The sequence below is a fragment of the Micromonospora sp. NBRC 101691 genome (genome assembly GCF_030269285.1).
Taxonomy (GTDB): Bacteria; Actinomycetota; Actinomycetes; order Mycobacteriales; family Micromonosporaceae; genus Micromonospora; species Micromonospora echinospora.
In genome coordinates this window covers 43,505-56,940 of the sequence record NZ_BSTB01000010.1, presented here as the reverse complement: position 1 = coordinate 56,940, position 13,436 = coordinate 43,505, and the positions used below count along the sequence as shown (strand labels likewise).

The window sequence follows — 13,436 nt, the reverse complement described above, 5'->3', positions numbered from 1 at the left end:
CGTGGCTGTCGATGAACAGGAGTAGATCCATTTGATGTCACCTCGGTCGAGCTGGCAGAGGACCTTGGCCAGCAGGTCGCGGGCTGGGAGTGGCATCGGTGGATGACGGCAGCGGCTGCCCGCGCCGACTGGGCCGTACCGGGGTGACCGGGTCAGGCGAACAGGTCAGGTCCCCGATGCTGAAGCTTTCTTTCGTTGGGAGGCGGCGCACCGAAGGGTATTGACCTGAGCCGATCGCCGGAGAAGGGTAGGCCTCGGAGTCATCGATACGATCGGGAGGCCCGATGCCCAGCGTGACGTCCCCGACGAGCAGACGCATCCTGCTCGCCGCCGTCGTGGCCGCTGCCACGGCGATCGTCCCCCTCACCACCACCCCGGCCGTCGCGGACACGTCCGGAACCCGGCAGCAGCAGTACGCCGCCGCGGCGGCGGAGTACGGCGTGCCGGAGAGCGTGCTGCTCGGCGTCTCCTACCTGCAGTCCCGGTGGGACACCAACGCCGGCACACCCAGCACCAGTGGCGGCTACGGCCCCATGCACCTCACCGACGCCGCGTACGTGGTGTCCCTGCCGGGGGGCAACCACCACGACGACGACGAGGATCCGCGCGGCGACGACTCGCGTCCGGCCCGCAAGGTCGACTCGGGCGGGGACGCACCGCCGGCCGGATCGTTGCAGACCCTCGACGCCGCCGCCGCGCTCACCGGTAGCAGTGAGCAGGCGCTGCGGGGCGAGCCGACGGCCAACATCCGGGGCGGGGCGGCGCTGCTCGCGTCCTACCAGCGGGAACTGGCCGGGCCGACCGGGAGCGCGAGCGACCCGGCGGCCTGGTACGGCGCGGTGGCCCGCTACGCCGGCGCGGACAGCGCGGACGCGGCGGGCGCCTTCGCCAACGAGGTGTACCGGACGATCCGCGAGGGCGCGAGCCGGACCACCGACGACGGTCAGCGGATCACCCTGGTTCCGCACGCGGACCTGGTCCCGGTGACGTCCTGGCTGGACAGGCTCGGGCTACGCAAGCTGGCCCGCCCGGACGGCCTGGAGTGCCCGGACGACATCTCCTGCGAGTGGATCCCGGCCCCGTACCAGGAGCTGGGTGGCGGCGACTACGGCAACCACGACCGCTCGGACCGGCCCGGCCGGCAGAAGATCGAGTACATCGTCATCCACGACACCGAGGGCAGCTACGCGGGCACGGTGCGGATGGTGCAGGACCCGACCTACGTGAGCTGGAACTACACGCTGCGCTCGGTCGACGGGCACATCGCCCAGCACGTGAAGTCCAAGGACGTCGCCTGGCACGCCGGCAACTGGTACGTCAACGCCAAGGCCGTCGGTCTGGAACACGAGGGCTTCGCGGCCCAGGGCACCTGGTACACCGAGGCGATGTACCGGACCTCGGCGAAGCTGGTGCGGCATCTGGCCACCCGGCTCGGCATCCCGATGGACCGGAACCACATCATCGGCCACGACAACGTGCCCGGCACGGTCGCGGCGAACGTGCGCGGTATGCACTGGGACCCGGGGCCGTACTGGGACTGGGACCACTACTTCGAGCTGATGAAGGCACCGGAGATCAACACCGGGACGCACCGGACCGGTCTGGTCCGCATCGAGCCGGACTTCGCCACCAACCGGCCGGCCTTCACCGGCTGTGTCACCGCCGGGGTGCCGTGTCCGTCCCGCGGATCCTCCGCGGTGATCCTGCGCAGCGCGCCCAGCCAGGACGCGCCGCTGGTGAACGACATCGCCCTGCGCCCGGACGGCACGCCGAACACGATGCACATCTCCGACTACGGCGCGCGGGCGTCGACCGGTCAGACGTACGCGGTCGCGGACCGGCAGGGCGACTGGACGGCGATCTGGTACCTCGGCCAGAAGGCGTGGTTCCACAACCCGGCCGACGCGCCGACCGGGAAGTGGACCGTCGGCCTGGTCGCCACGCCCAAGCCGGGGAAGGCGACGATCCCGGTCTACGGGCGGGCGTACCCGGAGGAGGCGGCCTACCCGGCCGGCGTGCCGTACCAGACGATCTCGCCGCTCCAGTACACCCTCTCCGCCGGCCAGCGGTACGCCGTCGGCAACGTGCTGTCCAGCGAGTACTACCGGTCGTCCACCTTCGACGGCTCAACGCCGGGCGACTGGACGGTGATCCGGGGCGAGAAGCGGTACGTGCAGATCCAGTTCGGTCACCGGATCATGTTCGTGGACCGGGCCGACGTGGACCTGCTGCCCTCGGCCGTGGGAGCGCCCCGGTAGGCGGCCGGTCGATCGGAGGGTTCCCGGTCGGTGCCCGGGAGCCCTCCCTGCCGGGGCGGGCGGTGCCGTTCGGAGGCATCGGGACATCGGGACGGCCCCGCGTCCCGGGGACGCGGGGCCTGCTGGTCAGCGGGCCAGGACGCTCACCAACGTTCCGATGCTGGCGACGATCGCGGCGATGATGGGGCCGAGCGCCTTGATGTACGCCAGGATGAGCCGGTGCCGTCCGTCGTGGTCGGTCGCGGCCTCGTCCTCGGAATCCGGCGTCTCGATGTCTGGCCCTTGAGGGGCTACAGTCAACACGACTCCTTCCGTTGCGTGCGGTCGAGTCGAATGCGGCGTCCGGTGCCAGCCGGGCGCCGCCTCTTTTGGGCGGCGCTGCGCCGTTCGACCGTTAGAGCATCCTCCTGCCGTGCAACTAGCACAAGGGTCGAATTTTCACTGTCGGGTAGGCGACAGTCCGATGAAACGGACTAAGAAAATATCCGCGGAAGTCCTTGCGCCGCACCGAATCTCGTGAAGCTCCACAACCGAAGGTGAACGCTACCTAGCTTCTCTGTGACTGTCGTCGTCCCCGGCGATCTGGTAGCGGCTTTCGCGCGTGTCGGGGTGATGCTCACCCAGCAGGTCACGCCGCTGCTCGTACACGTCGGCGTAGGTGGCCATGGCTCGTTCCTGTTCGCCCAGGTCGCGAAGGACGCCGGCCAGCTCGTGCCAGGTGGTCAGGGTGTGCCGGTGCTGCCTCCCGAGGATCTGCTGGCGTAGCCGGAGCACGGTTTGGTACTCGACGCGGGCCTGATCGTGCTCACCCTTCGCGTGGAGAGTTCGGGCGAGATGGTGACGTGTCATGAGCGTCTGTGGATGCTCGGGACCGCACACTCGGCACTGGATGTCGTACACCGTGCTCAGCTCGGCCCTCGCCGCTTCGAGCTCGCCCTGGTCCCGCCGGACAGCGGCCAGGTTCTGCCGGGTAACGAGCGTGTCTGGGTGCTCGGCTCCGAGAACCCGCCGCTGAGTGTCGTAGAGCGACTGAAAAGCGGCTCGGGCTTGAGGCAGGTCCCTCTGCGTGTGTAGGACGCCAGCCAGATTGTGGCGGGTGACAAGGGTCGCCGGATGTTCTGCCCCGAACACCCGCTGTTGGATGTCGTGGACCGCCTGAAACTCATTACGGGCGCGATCGTGCTCACCCTGTGCGTGTAGGACGCTGGCGAGGTTGTGCCGTGTGATGAGGGTGTCAGGATGTTCCTCACCCAGAAGCCGCCGCTGGGCAGCATGAACTGCCTCAAACTCATCACGCGCCTCCGGCCGGCCTTGATGCCGCAAGGCACGGGCAAGCTGGTGTCGGGTGATAAGAGTGTCCACGTGCTCGGGCCCGAGCACCTGACGGCGCAGTTCGTAGACCGTGTGGAACTCCCGACGAGCCTGGTGGTAGTCGCCTTGGGCCTGGCGTACGCGGGCGATCTGGTGGCGGGTCGCCAGCGTGTCGGGGTGCTCATCCCCCAGGGTCACTCGCTGTGTGTCGCGTGCGCGCTCAAGTTCCGCCATCGCCTGCTGGTACGCGCCGTGTGCATACAGTGCCCGCGCGCCCAGAACAGCGGTCCGGGCCGTCGCGGCCACCAGTGGGGCAGCGGAAGGCGTTGGTGCACCCACCTGCTGCAGGGCCTCGCTCACATGCGGCGCGAGCAACTGCCACAGGCCCCACCGCCCAGGTTCCTCGGGAGATCCCACGACCGCACCCGTGGCCACCCGATTGAGGGTTTCGGCTGCCAGCGCTCGTAGCTCCCTGACGTCGGCGTCGTTCGCCGTCTCGAGGACGGCTCGGCGTACCAGAGGATGAAGGCTCAGCGTAGGTTGCACGACGTTGCCCACCGCGATGTCGATCAGCGCCAAGTCTGCCAGCGCCTGCAGCAGTTCGGAGACCTGTCCGGGGTGGGTGTCCGCAAGGTGCCTTGACTGACCGAGGACATGCACGTCGAGCATCAGTCGGAACGGCACCGGAGCCTCAGCGAAGGTGGCCAGCAATCGCAGGAGGGCGACCGCGCGCTCCTGGGCGCGGGCATTGAGCAGGGCGATCGAGACGGTCAGGACCCGTTCGGTGACCTCCGTCGTCATCTCCCGGTCATCACTGGGGCCCACCCCTCCGTTTTCCAGTAGTGCGAGGTAGCTGCGGTAGGTCTTCGGTTGACGGGGGTCGGGCAGCAGTGCCGTGGTGGTTGCGGCCAGGTATGCGCCCGCCAAGTGCACGGCCAGCGGCAGCCTGCCCAACCAGTTCGCCAGTGTTCGGGCGTCAGCCAACGCGCCGGGCCGGACACCGGCTGCGTCCCGAAGTGCCAGAGCCGCTGATTGTTCGTCCAGCACAGAGATGCGGTACGGACGGCACCAGGACGGCCAGCGTCCGCTCCTGCTGGTGACGACCACCATGCCCTGAACTGAGGTAGGGCGGACCAGGCCCGTACCGTCGGCGAGCCTCCGGCCCGGCCCAGCCAGTATGTCCGGATCGTCGGCGTTGTCGATGACGAGCAGCCAGCCAGGGCTCAGGTTCGCCAACCGACGCCAGAGCACGTCGCCCAAGTCCTCGGAAACTAGTTCCCGTTCCTCCGCACCTGCTTGGCGGGCGACTGTGGTCAGACCAGCCCGGAGAACCATTCGGCTACCCGCCGACACCCACCAGACCGGTCCCTCGATGCTTCGGGCACACAGCTCTAGGGCGAGGGCCGTCTTGCCGCAGCCACCCAGGCCGTGTAGTACCCGGATGTGGGCACCGCCCGTGCTCGGCGGCGCACGCAGGGCTTCGACCAGATTGGCGACGACCTTCTCCCGCCCGCGCAACCGGCGGACCCTGAGCCCCAGCGGCGGTGCGACCGACAGCGTTGGTAAAAGGGCCTGGCCGACTCCAGGGTGCTTCGATCTGGTGGGACCAGCGATGATCTCCTGCTCGTTGGTGGCGATCTTGGTGGTCGTGGGTTGCTCGTCTCCGGGCCCGGCCGGACCGGTGCCGGACCCGGTCAACGAGGGTTTGCCGCAGACACCGACCTCTGGGGCGTGCCGGCCGCCGTGGGAGCGCCCTGTCGTGGGCTCTGTCGCCCGCTCCCTGTGGTCGGTGGAAGAGAACCTGTGTCCTCCGACTCAAAAGTCACTGGTATTTCGGGCGCGGGTGCAGGCAGCAAGGATTCGGTCCTGACGGGCCGACGCCACGCCGTCACCGTCAGGACCAGACCGGCCAACGTGGTGAAGAAGCCCAGCACGGTCACCCACCAGGAGGCCCGTTCCACCCCTTCCCCGCGGAGGAAGAAGAGGAACAGGGCAAGCCCCACTGCGGCAAGTGGTGCCCCAAGCCAGAGACCAATTCTGCTTAGCCGGCTCATGCACTCATCTTCGTCGAACTCGGCAAGGAACGTCATCAGTCGTCGCACACCTGGAGGCGGGCCACCTTGGCTGCCAACGACGACCGGTGCCCAGTCCTCCGGCCCTCAACTCGCCGGATCCGACACCGGTCCAACCGGTCCCGCCCGGCCGCCCCGTGCCGGCCGGGCGGGACCCGGTCAGCTCGTGGGGAGCTGCCCGGCGTGCTCCAGCACCCGGTCGATCAGCCCGTACTCCCGGGCCTGCTCGGCGGTGAACCAGCGGTCCCGGTCCGAGTCGCGGGTGATGTCGGCGAGGGTGTGGCCGCTGTGCTGGGCGATCAACTCCTGCATGGTGCGCTTGACGTGCAGCATGTTCTCGGCCTGGATGGTGATGTCGGCGGCCGTGCCGCCGAAGCCGCCGTGCGGCTGGTGCATCATGATCCGCGAGTGGGGCAGCGCGTACCGTTTGCCGGCCGCCCCGGTGCAGAGCAGGAACTGCCCCATCGAGCCGGCGAAGCCGAGCGCCAGGGTGGCCACGTCGTTCCTGACGTAACGCATGGTGTCGTAGATGGCCAGGCCGGCGCTGACCGAGCCACCCGGTGAGTTGATGTAGAGGTAGATGTCCCGCTCGGCGTCCTCGGCGGCGAGCAGCAGGATCTGTGCGCAGACCTGGTTGGCGGACGCCTCGGTCACCTCGGTGCCGAGGAAGACGATCCGCTCCCGCAGCAGCCGCTCGAAGACCTGGTCACCGAAGGACGGCTGGTTGACCTCCAACATGCGGACCGTGTACCCGATCGTCACCGTCGACCTCCCCGCGTACCTGCCGGCGGGCGGCGCGCACCACCCGGTGGACCGGCCCGTCAAGCGTGCGGGCGGGACGATCCACCGGACGAGGGTTTCTGCCGGCGGCGAATCTGCCGAGGGCAGAAGCCGGTCAGCAGTGGGGCGAGGGGCCGACGGCGAGCAGCACGCGGTGCTGGCCGACGCCGCTCCGGACGGCCCGGACGGCCCGCGCGGGGGCGCCGGCCCCACGTCCGGTGGTCACGGCGGGACGGCGGCCGACCGCCGCCCGGGCGTTCGGGACCCGGTTCGTCGGGCAGGTGGATCCGCCCGCCGGTCGGGCGGCCGGGGCAGGGCGGGGGCCGGCCGGGGCAGGGCGTGGGCCGGTCGGCAGCCGTCGGCCCGTCGGAACCCGGCCCGTCGGAACCCGGGGCGGCGCGACCGGGGTCCGGGGCTCCACCCGACGCAGATCGTCGCGCGCCTCCTCAAGCAGGTCGGAGAGGCGGATGCCGAGCGCCCGGCAGATCGCCGCGAGCACCTCCGACGAGGCCTCCTTGCGGCCCCGTTCGACCTCGGAGAGGTAGGGCACCGAGACACCGGCCACCTCGGCGACCTCGCGCAGGGTCCGGCCCTGCCGGACGCGGAGCCGGCGCAGGACCCCGCCGATCACCCGTCGTAGCAACGACATCGTGGCCTCCTCGTCGGTGGGCGGTATCCGACTCCGCTCATTGTGCCGGTTTCCGCCGGTTGCGGTGAGCCGGCCGGCCCGACCGGCCCCGGGCGGCACCGTGTCGGGCGGTGTCGGGTGGGTACGTCGTCACCTGCCCGGCCGACCTCCTGCGTACCGGCTATGTTGTGCACGTGCAGGCGGTAGCGGAGGCGGGGCGGGCCCGACGGTGATCCATTTTCCCGCGCAGCGGCGGGGGCCGCTCAGTGCGCTCAGTCTGCGGCTGGCCGCCGCCGTCGCCCTGGTATGCGCCGTGGTCGGCGTGGTCTACCTCGACCGCGAGGGCTACCGCGACGTCAACGAGGACGGCCTGACCCTCCTCGACTGCTTCTACTACGCGGTGGTCTCGCTCTCCACCACCGGCTACGGCGACATCACGCCGGCCTCGGACTCGGCCCGGCTGATCAACGTCCTCTTCGTCACGCCGGCCCGGGTGCTCTTCCTGATCATCCTGGTCGGCACCACCCTGGAAGTCCTGACCGAGCAGTACCGGACCGGCCGTCGGCTGAGCCGCTGGGGGAGAACCGTGAAGGACCACGTCATCATCTGCGGGTACGGCACCAAGGGCCGCAGCGCGATCTCCGCTCTGCTGGAGAACGGGCTGGACAAGTCCAGGATCGTCGTCGTGGAGCGCAGTGGCGCGGCGATCCGGCAGGCCACCTCGGCCGGGCTGGTCGCCATCGAGGGCTCCGCCACCCGGTCGACCGTCCTGAACGAGGCGCATGTCCGCAGCGCCAAGGCGGTGATCATCGCGACCGACAGCGACGACGCGTCCGTGCTGGTGGCGCTGACCGTCCGGCAGCTCACCGCCGGGCAGGTGCGGATCATCGCGGCGGTGCGGGAGGCGGAGAACGCGCCGTTGCTCAAGCAGAGCGGTGCCCACCACGTGATCGTCTCCTCGGCCACCGCCGGCCGGCTGCTGGGTCTGTCCACCTCGGCCCCGCCGCTGATCGACGTGGTGGAGGACCTGCTCACCCCCGGCCAGGGGATGGCCCTGGCGATGCGCTCCGCCGAGCGTTCCGAGGTGGGACGTTCCCCCCGGGAGTTGGAATCGCTGGTTATCGCCCTGGTACGCCGGGGCAAGGTGGTCACCCTGGCCGACAAGGCCGGCGCGGTCATCGAGACCGGCGACATGCTGGTGCACGTACGCGACGACCGTCCTCAGGCGACTGCCGCCCCCTGACCGCGCCCGGAGGGTGTGCCCGGTCAGACCCTTGGGTTGATTGCAGAATCACCTTTACGGATATTCTCCTCTGCTGGAATGCTTGCTACCGTTCGACCGCTTGGAATCGCCAAACGGGTGCGACAATCGACCACAGTCGGCGCACCGTCACTGGCTCAGGCGACGGGGGCAACATCTTTCGCGCGGGGCCGTTCGGGCCCGGGCTTCGATTGTCGTCTTCCCGTCCGGTCGGGCGTCCCAGCTGAGCTGTTCCAAGTGCCTCGTTAATCGAACGACGGGAAACCATCAGTGGCTGAAGTGGCAACATCCGCAGGAGTCAGGCGGCGTTTGTCGGCTGGCGTCGTCGCGGGCCTGGCCCTCGCCGGCGTCGTGGCTGTCGCGCCCGCGACCGCCGCGCAGGCCGCCCCCGCCGGGGACGGCGTGTACGACGCGGCGGGCGAGTCCGGGAAGCGAAGCCTGGACAAGCTGCCGAACCTGCGAAAGGGCGAGCTGAAGCTCCCCGAGCCGGGCGCCAAGGGGCGGGCTTTCCAGTCCGGCAGCGCGGCGTCGCCCCGCATCGTGAAGGGGGAACTCGCCAGCGCCTCGGAGTTCCCGTACATCGTCGGGATCGTCACCACCCTCCAGGTCGACGGCGAGTCCTACTGGTACTACTGCACCGGCACGATCATCGCCGCCAACAAGGTGCTGACGGCCGCGCACTGCGTCACCGACGGGCCGGGCACCACCCGGGTCATCGCCGGTAACGACCAGCTCCTCGACTCCAACGGCAACATCATCACCGGCAGCGGGTACGTCGCCGAGGTGGCCTCCACCTGGTCGCACCCGAACTGGAACCTCGCGCAGCAGTACGAGGACGAGAACGCGCCGATCCGCAACGACGTCTCGGTGATCACTCTCAAGCAGAACCTGCCCGCCGTGTACGCCCCGATCGCCATGGGTAACCAGGGCGACCAGACACCGTACGTGGCCGGCACCACCGGCGTGATCGCCGGGTACGGCAAGACGTCGTCCGACGACGCGAACCCGGACAGCCGGCTGCGCAAGGCCACCGTCCCGATGCGTTCCGAAGCCGACTGCAACGTCCCGGGTCTCTACTACCCGGCCGAGATGATCTGCGCCGGCACGGGCAGCACCGCGACGGGCCTGGGCAGCGACACCTGCAACGGCGACTCGGGCGGTCCGCTCGTCGTCGCCGGCAGGCAGGTGGGCGTGACCAGCTGGGGCTTCCGGCCCTGTGGCGCGTACCCGGGCTACTACGTTCGGCTGAACAACTACGTCAACCAGGTGAAGGCGGACTTCACCCGGCCGCCGTTGATCAACGCCGACTGGACCGGTGACGGTCACACCGACCTGATGTCCCGGGACGCCGACGGCGACCTCTGGCTGCACTACGGCAGCGGCTTCGGCAACGACGGGTACGGCGGCTTCTACATGTCCCGCGTGATCAGCTCTGGCTGGAACGGCTTCAGCCGCATCTTCCGCGTCTACAACTGGAACGGCGACAACAAGCCGTCCATCATGGCGATGCGGCCGAACGGCGAGCTGTACCGGTACGACACCGACGGCGCGGGCAACTTCGCCGGCGCGCCCAAGCTGATCGGCACCGGCTGGCAGAACTTCACCTCCCTGATGGTGACCAACAACTGGGTCGGCAACAACCGGCCGAGCCTGCTGGTCCGCCGGTCCAACGGCGAGCTGGTCCGCTACACCAGCAACGGCGCGGGCGGCTGGGAGAACCCGAAGGGTGTCCTGATCGGCACCGGCTGGAACACCTTCAACCTGTTCCTGACGCCGGGTGCCTGGAAGGGCGACGGGCGTGAGGTGATCATCGGTCGCACCTCGGCGGGTGAGCTCAAGCTGTACCAGTCCGACGGCGCGGGCGGGTGGACCAACCCGAAGGGCGACCTGATCGGCAGCGGCTGGGGTGGCTTCACGAACATCATCACCCCGGGTGACTGGGACGGCGACAACATGGTGGACATGTTGGGTGTCAACAGCCTCCACCAGATGCGGATCTACACGACCAACGGCTACGGCCAGTGGCTCGACGCCAGGGGCAAGACCATCTCCGAAGGCTGGGACTACTTCAACCTGGTCTTCTGACCGGGCAGCTGGAACGGCCGGGGCCCGCAACCGATTGGTTGCGGGCCCCGGTCCTTGTTCTGCCGCCGGCGGCGGGTCGGGTCAGAGGATCGTCCAGGTGTCCCCGCTGGCGAGGAGACCCGCGAGCTGCTGCTCCGGCGTCTCGGTGACCTTCGCCTTCGCCTCGGCGAGCTGCCCCTGCACCACGCTGTCGTAGGACGGCCGGTCCACCGAGCGGAACACGCCGATCGGGGTGTTCCGCAGGTCCGCACCGGGCAGCCGGGACAGCGCGAAGGCGTACGCCGGGTCGGTGACCGTCGCGTCGTGCACGACGATCTGCTCGGCCGGGGTGGACGCGGTCTCCCGCACCTCCAGGCCGAAGCCGCCCGGCGGGTGCACCACGCAGAACCGGCCGTCCGCGCCGAACGTGATCGGCTGCCCGTGCTCCAGCCGGATCAGGTAGTCGTCGCGGGTTTCCGGCTCCTTGAGCTGGTCGAACGCGCCGTCGTTGAAGATGTTGCAGTTCTGGTAGATCTCCACGAACGCCGAGCCCTGGTGCTCGGCGGCGGCCCGGAGCACCGACTGGAGGTGCTTGCGGTCGGAGTCGATGGTGCGGCCGACGAAGCTCGCCTCCGCGCCGAGGGCCAGCGAGATCGGGTTGAACGGGGCGTCCGCCGAGCCGGCCGGGGTCGACTTGGTGATCTTGCCGACCTCTGAGGTGGGGGAGTACTGCCCCTTGGTCAGCCCGTAGATCTTGTTGTTGAAGAGCAGGATCTTGAGGTTGACGTTGCGGCGCAGCGCGTGGATGAGGTGGTTGCCGCCGATGGAGAGCGCGTCGCCGTCGCCGGTGACCACCCAGACCGACAGGTCGGGCCGGCTGACCGACAGCCCGGTGGCGATCGCCGGGGCCCGGCCGTGGATCGAGTGCATCCCGTAGGTGTTCATGTAGTACGGGAAGCGCGAGGAACAACCGATGCCGGAGATGAAGACCGTGTTCTCGCGCGGGATCTTCAATTCCGGCATGAACTGCTGCACCGCGGCGAGGATCGCGTAGTCACCGCAGCCGGGGCACCAGCGCACCTCCTGGTCGGACTTGAAGTCCTTGGCGGTGAGCTTGAGAGCGACGGGCTCAGACATTCTTCAGGACCTCTTCCAGCATCGTCTCCAGCTCCGCGGCGGTGAACGGCAGACCCCGGACCTGGTTGTACGCGATCGCGTCGACCAGGTAGCGGCCCCGGATCACCTGGGCGAGCTGGCCCAGGTTCATCTCGGGGATGACCACGCGGTCGTAGGAGCGCAGCACCGTGCCGAGGTTCGCCGGCATCGGGGCGAGGTGCCGCAGGTGCGCCTGGGCGACGGAGAGCCCGCGCTGCCGCAGTCCCCGGCAGGCCGCGCCGATCGGCCCGTACGTCGAGCCCCAGCCGAGCACCAGTACCCGGGCGTCGCCGTCCGGGTCCTCCACCTCGACGTCCGGCACCGGGATGGTCTCGATCCGGGCGGCCCGGGTGCGGACCATGAAGTCGTGGTTGGTCGGGTCGTAGGAGATGTCGCCGGTCTTGTCGGCCTTCTCCAGGCCACCGATCCGGTGCTCCAGCCCCGGGGTGCCCGGGATGGCCCACGGCCGGGCCAGGGTCTCCGGGTCGCGCAGGTACGGCAGGAAGCTCTTGCCGTCCTCGCCGTTGGGCTCGGTGGCGAACTCGACCCGCAGGTCGGGCAGGGAGTCGACCTCCGGCAGCAGCCACGGCTCGGAGCCGTTGGCGACGTAGTTGTCGGAGAGCAGCAGCACCGGGGTGCGGTAGGTCAGCGCGATCCGGGCCGCCTCGATCGCCGCGTGGAAGCAGTCCGAGGGCGACTTCGGGGCGATCACCGCGACCGGGGCCTCGCCGTGCCGGCCGTACAGGGCCATGTTGAGGTCGGCCTGCTCGGTCTTGGTGGGCATGCCGGTGGACGGACCGGCCCGCTGCACGTCGACGATGACCAGGGGCAGCTCCAGCGCCACCGCGAGGGAGATCGTCTCGCTCTTGAGCGCGACGCCCGGACCGCTGGTGGTGGTGATGCCGAGCGCGCCGCCGTACGACGCGCCGAGCGCCGCGCCCACCGCCGCGATCTCGTCCTCGGCCTGCATGGTGGTCACGTCGAAGCGCTTGTGCTTGCTCAGCTCGTGCAGGATGTCCGAGGCCGGGGTGATCGGGTACGCGCCGAGGAAGACCGGCAGCCCGGAGCGGACCCCGGCGGCGACCAGCCCCAGCGAGAGGGCGGCGTTGCCGGTGATGTTGCGGTAGGTGCCGGGGTGCATCTTCGCCGGCTTGACTTCGTACCGCACCGAGAAGGAGTCGGTGGTCTCGCCGAAGTTCCAGCCGGCCTTGAAGGCGGCGATGTTCGCGGCGACCAGCTCGGGACGCTTGGCGAACTTGCGCTCCAGGAACCGCAGCGTGGAGTCGTACGGCCGGGAGTACATCCAGGAGAGCAGGCCGAGGGCGAACATGTTCTTGGCCCGCTCGGCGTCCTTCTTCGAGACCGCCTGGTCGGCGAGCGCGCCGACCGTCATGGAGGTCAGCGCGACCGGGTGCACCACCCAGCCGGCCAGGGTGTCGTCCTCCAGCGGGTTCGCCTGGTAGCCGACCTTGGCCAGGTTGCGCTTGGTGAACTCGTCGGTGTTGACGATGATGTCCGCGCCCCGGGGCAGGTCGTGCAGGTTGGCCTTGAGGGCGGCGGGGTTCATCGCGACCAGCACGTTCGGCGCGTCACCCGGGGTGAGGATGTCGTAGTCGGCGAAGTGCACCTGGAAGCTGGACACCCCGGGCAGGGTGCCGGCGGGTGCCCGGATCTCGGCGGGGAAGTTCGGCAACGTGGAGATGTCGTTGCCGAGCTGCGCCGTCTCCGAGGTGAACCGGTCGCCGGTGAGTTGCATACCGTCACCGGAGTCACCGGCGAACCGGATGACCACCCGGTCGAGTTGGCGGATCTGCTTGGTCACGCCTGCACCTCGTTTCGCGCGGTCCGGTCGCCCGGGCGGCCGAACCTGATGCTGGCCTCGCCTTGCCCGGCCACCTGACCTCCTT

General features: G+C 69.5%; 9 protein-coding genes. 3 read left to right on the top strand and 6 right to left on the bottom strand.

Going from position 1 to position 13,436, the window contains the following annotated elements; translation table 11 throughout:
- The first annotated feature begins 284 nt into the window (after positions 1–284).
- Positions 285–2,258, top strand: coding sequence for an N-acetylmuramoyl-L-alanine amidase (locus QSK20_RS17150; protein ID WP_285789586.1), 1,974 nt, complete (start codon positions 285–287; stop codon positions 2,256–2,258).
- A 126-nt stretch (positions 2,259–2,384) separates the two neighbouring features.
- On the opposite strand, the gene QSK20_RS17145 is transcribed toward QSK20_RS17150, so the two are convergent.
- The 4 genes from QSK20_RS17145 to QSK20_RS17130 form a co-directional block, all read right to left on the bottom strand.
- Positions 2,385–2,558 carry a hypothetical protein gene (locus tag QSK20_RS17145; protein WP_285789706.1) on the bottom strand — a complete coding sequence of 58 codons (174 nt, stop codon included), beginning with the start codon at positions 2,556–2,558 and terminating at the stop codon, positions 2,385–2,387.
- Positions 2,559–2,801: 243 nt separating this feature from the next.
- Entirely contained in the window at positions 2,802–5,087 is a 2,286-nt protein-coding gene (gene fxsT, locus QSK20_RS17140) for an FxSxx-COOH system tetratricopeptide repeat protein (RefSeq protein WP_285789697.1), read from the bottom strand.
- A 713-nt stretch (positions 5,088–5,800) separates the two neighbouring features.
- On the bottom strand, positions 5,801–6,379 hold the full coding sequence (locus QSK20_RS17135; protein WP_285789696.1) for an ATP-dependent Clp protease proteolytic subunit: 579 nt from the start codon (positions 6,377–6,379) through the stop codon (positions 5,801–5,803).
- 157 nt (positions 6,380–6,536) lie between these two features.
- Positions 6,537–7,070, bottom strand: a complete 534-nt coding sequence (locus QSK20_RS17130) for a helix-turn-helix domain-containing protein (protein WP_285789585.1) — start codon at positions 7,068–7,070, stop codon at positions 6,537–6,539.
- 208 nt (positions 7,071–7,278) lie between these two features.
- On the opposite strand from QSK20_RS17130, the gene QSK20_RS17125 reads away from it, so the two are divergent.
- Both QSK20_RS17125 and QSK20_RS17120 read left to right on the top strand, forming a co-directional pair.
- Positions 7,279–8,292 (top strand): potassium channel family protein, encoded by a 1,014-nt coding sequence (locus QSK20_RS17125; RefSeq protein WP_285789584.1) that lies wholly within the window; start codon positions 7,279–7,281, stop codon positions 8,290–8,292.
- A gap of 327 nt (positions 8,293–8,619) precedes the next feature.
- Positions 8,620–10,395 carry a trypsin-like serine protease gene (locus QSK20_RS17120; protein WP_285789583.1) on the top strand — a complete coding sequence of 592 codons (1,776 nt, stop codon included), beginning with the start codon at positions 8,620–8,622 and terminating at the stop codon, positions 10,393–10,395.
- 81 nt (positions 10,396–10,476) lie between these two features.
- Here the strand turns inward: QSK20_RS17120 and QSK20_RS17115 are convergent, their stop codons facing one another.
- Complete coding sequence (locus QSK20_RS17115; protein WP_285789582.1) at positions 10,477–11,511, bottom strand: 2-oxoacid:ferredoxin oxidoreductase subunit beta; 1,035 nt, start codon at positions 11,509–11,511, stop codon at positions 10,477–10,479.
- The gene (locus QSK20_RS17110; RefSeq protein WP_285789581.1) at positions 11,504–13,351 is read right to left on the bottom strand and encodes a 2-oxoacid:acceptor oxidoreductase subunit alpha; all 1,848 of its coding nucleotides are present in this window, start codon (positions 13,349–13,351) and stop codon (positions 11,504–11,506) included. Before QSK20_RS17110 ends, QSK20_RS17115 begins: the two co-directional genes overlap by 8 nt.
- Between the last annotated feature and the right edge of the window lie 85 nt (positions 13,352–13,436).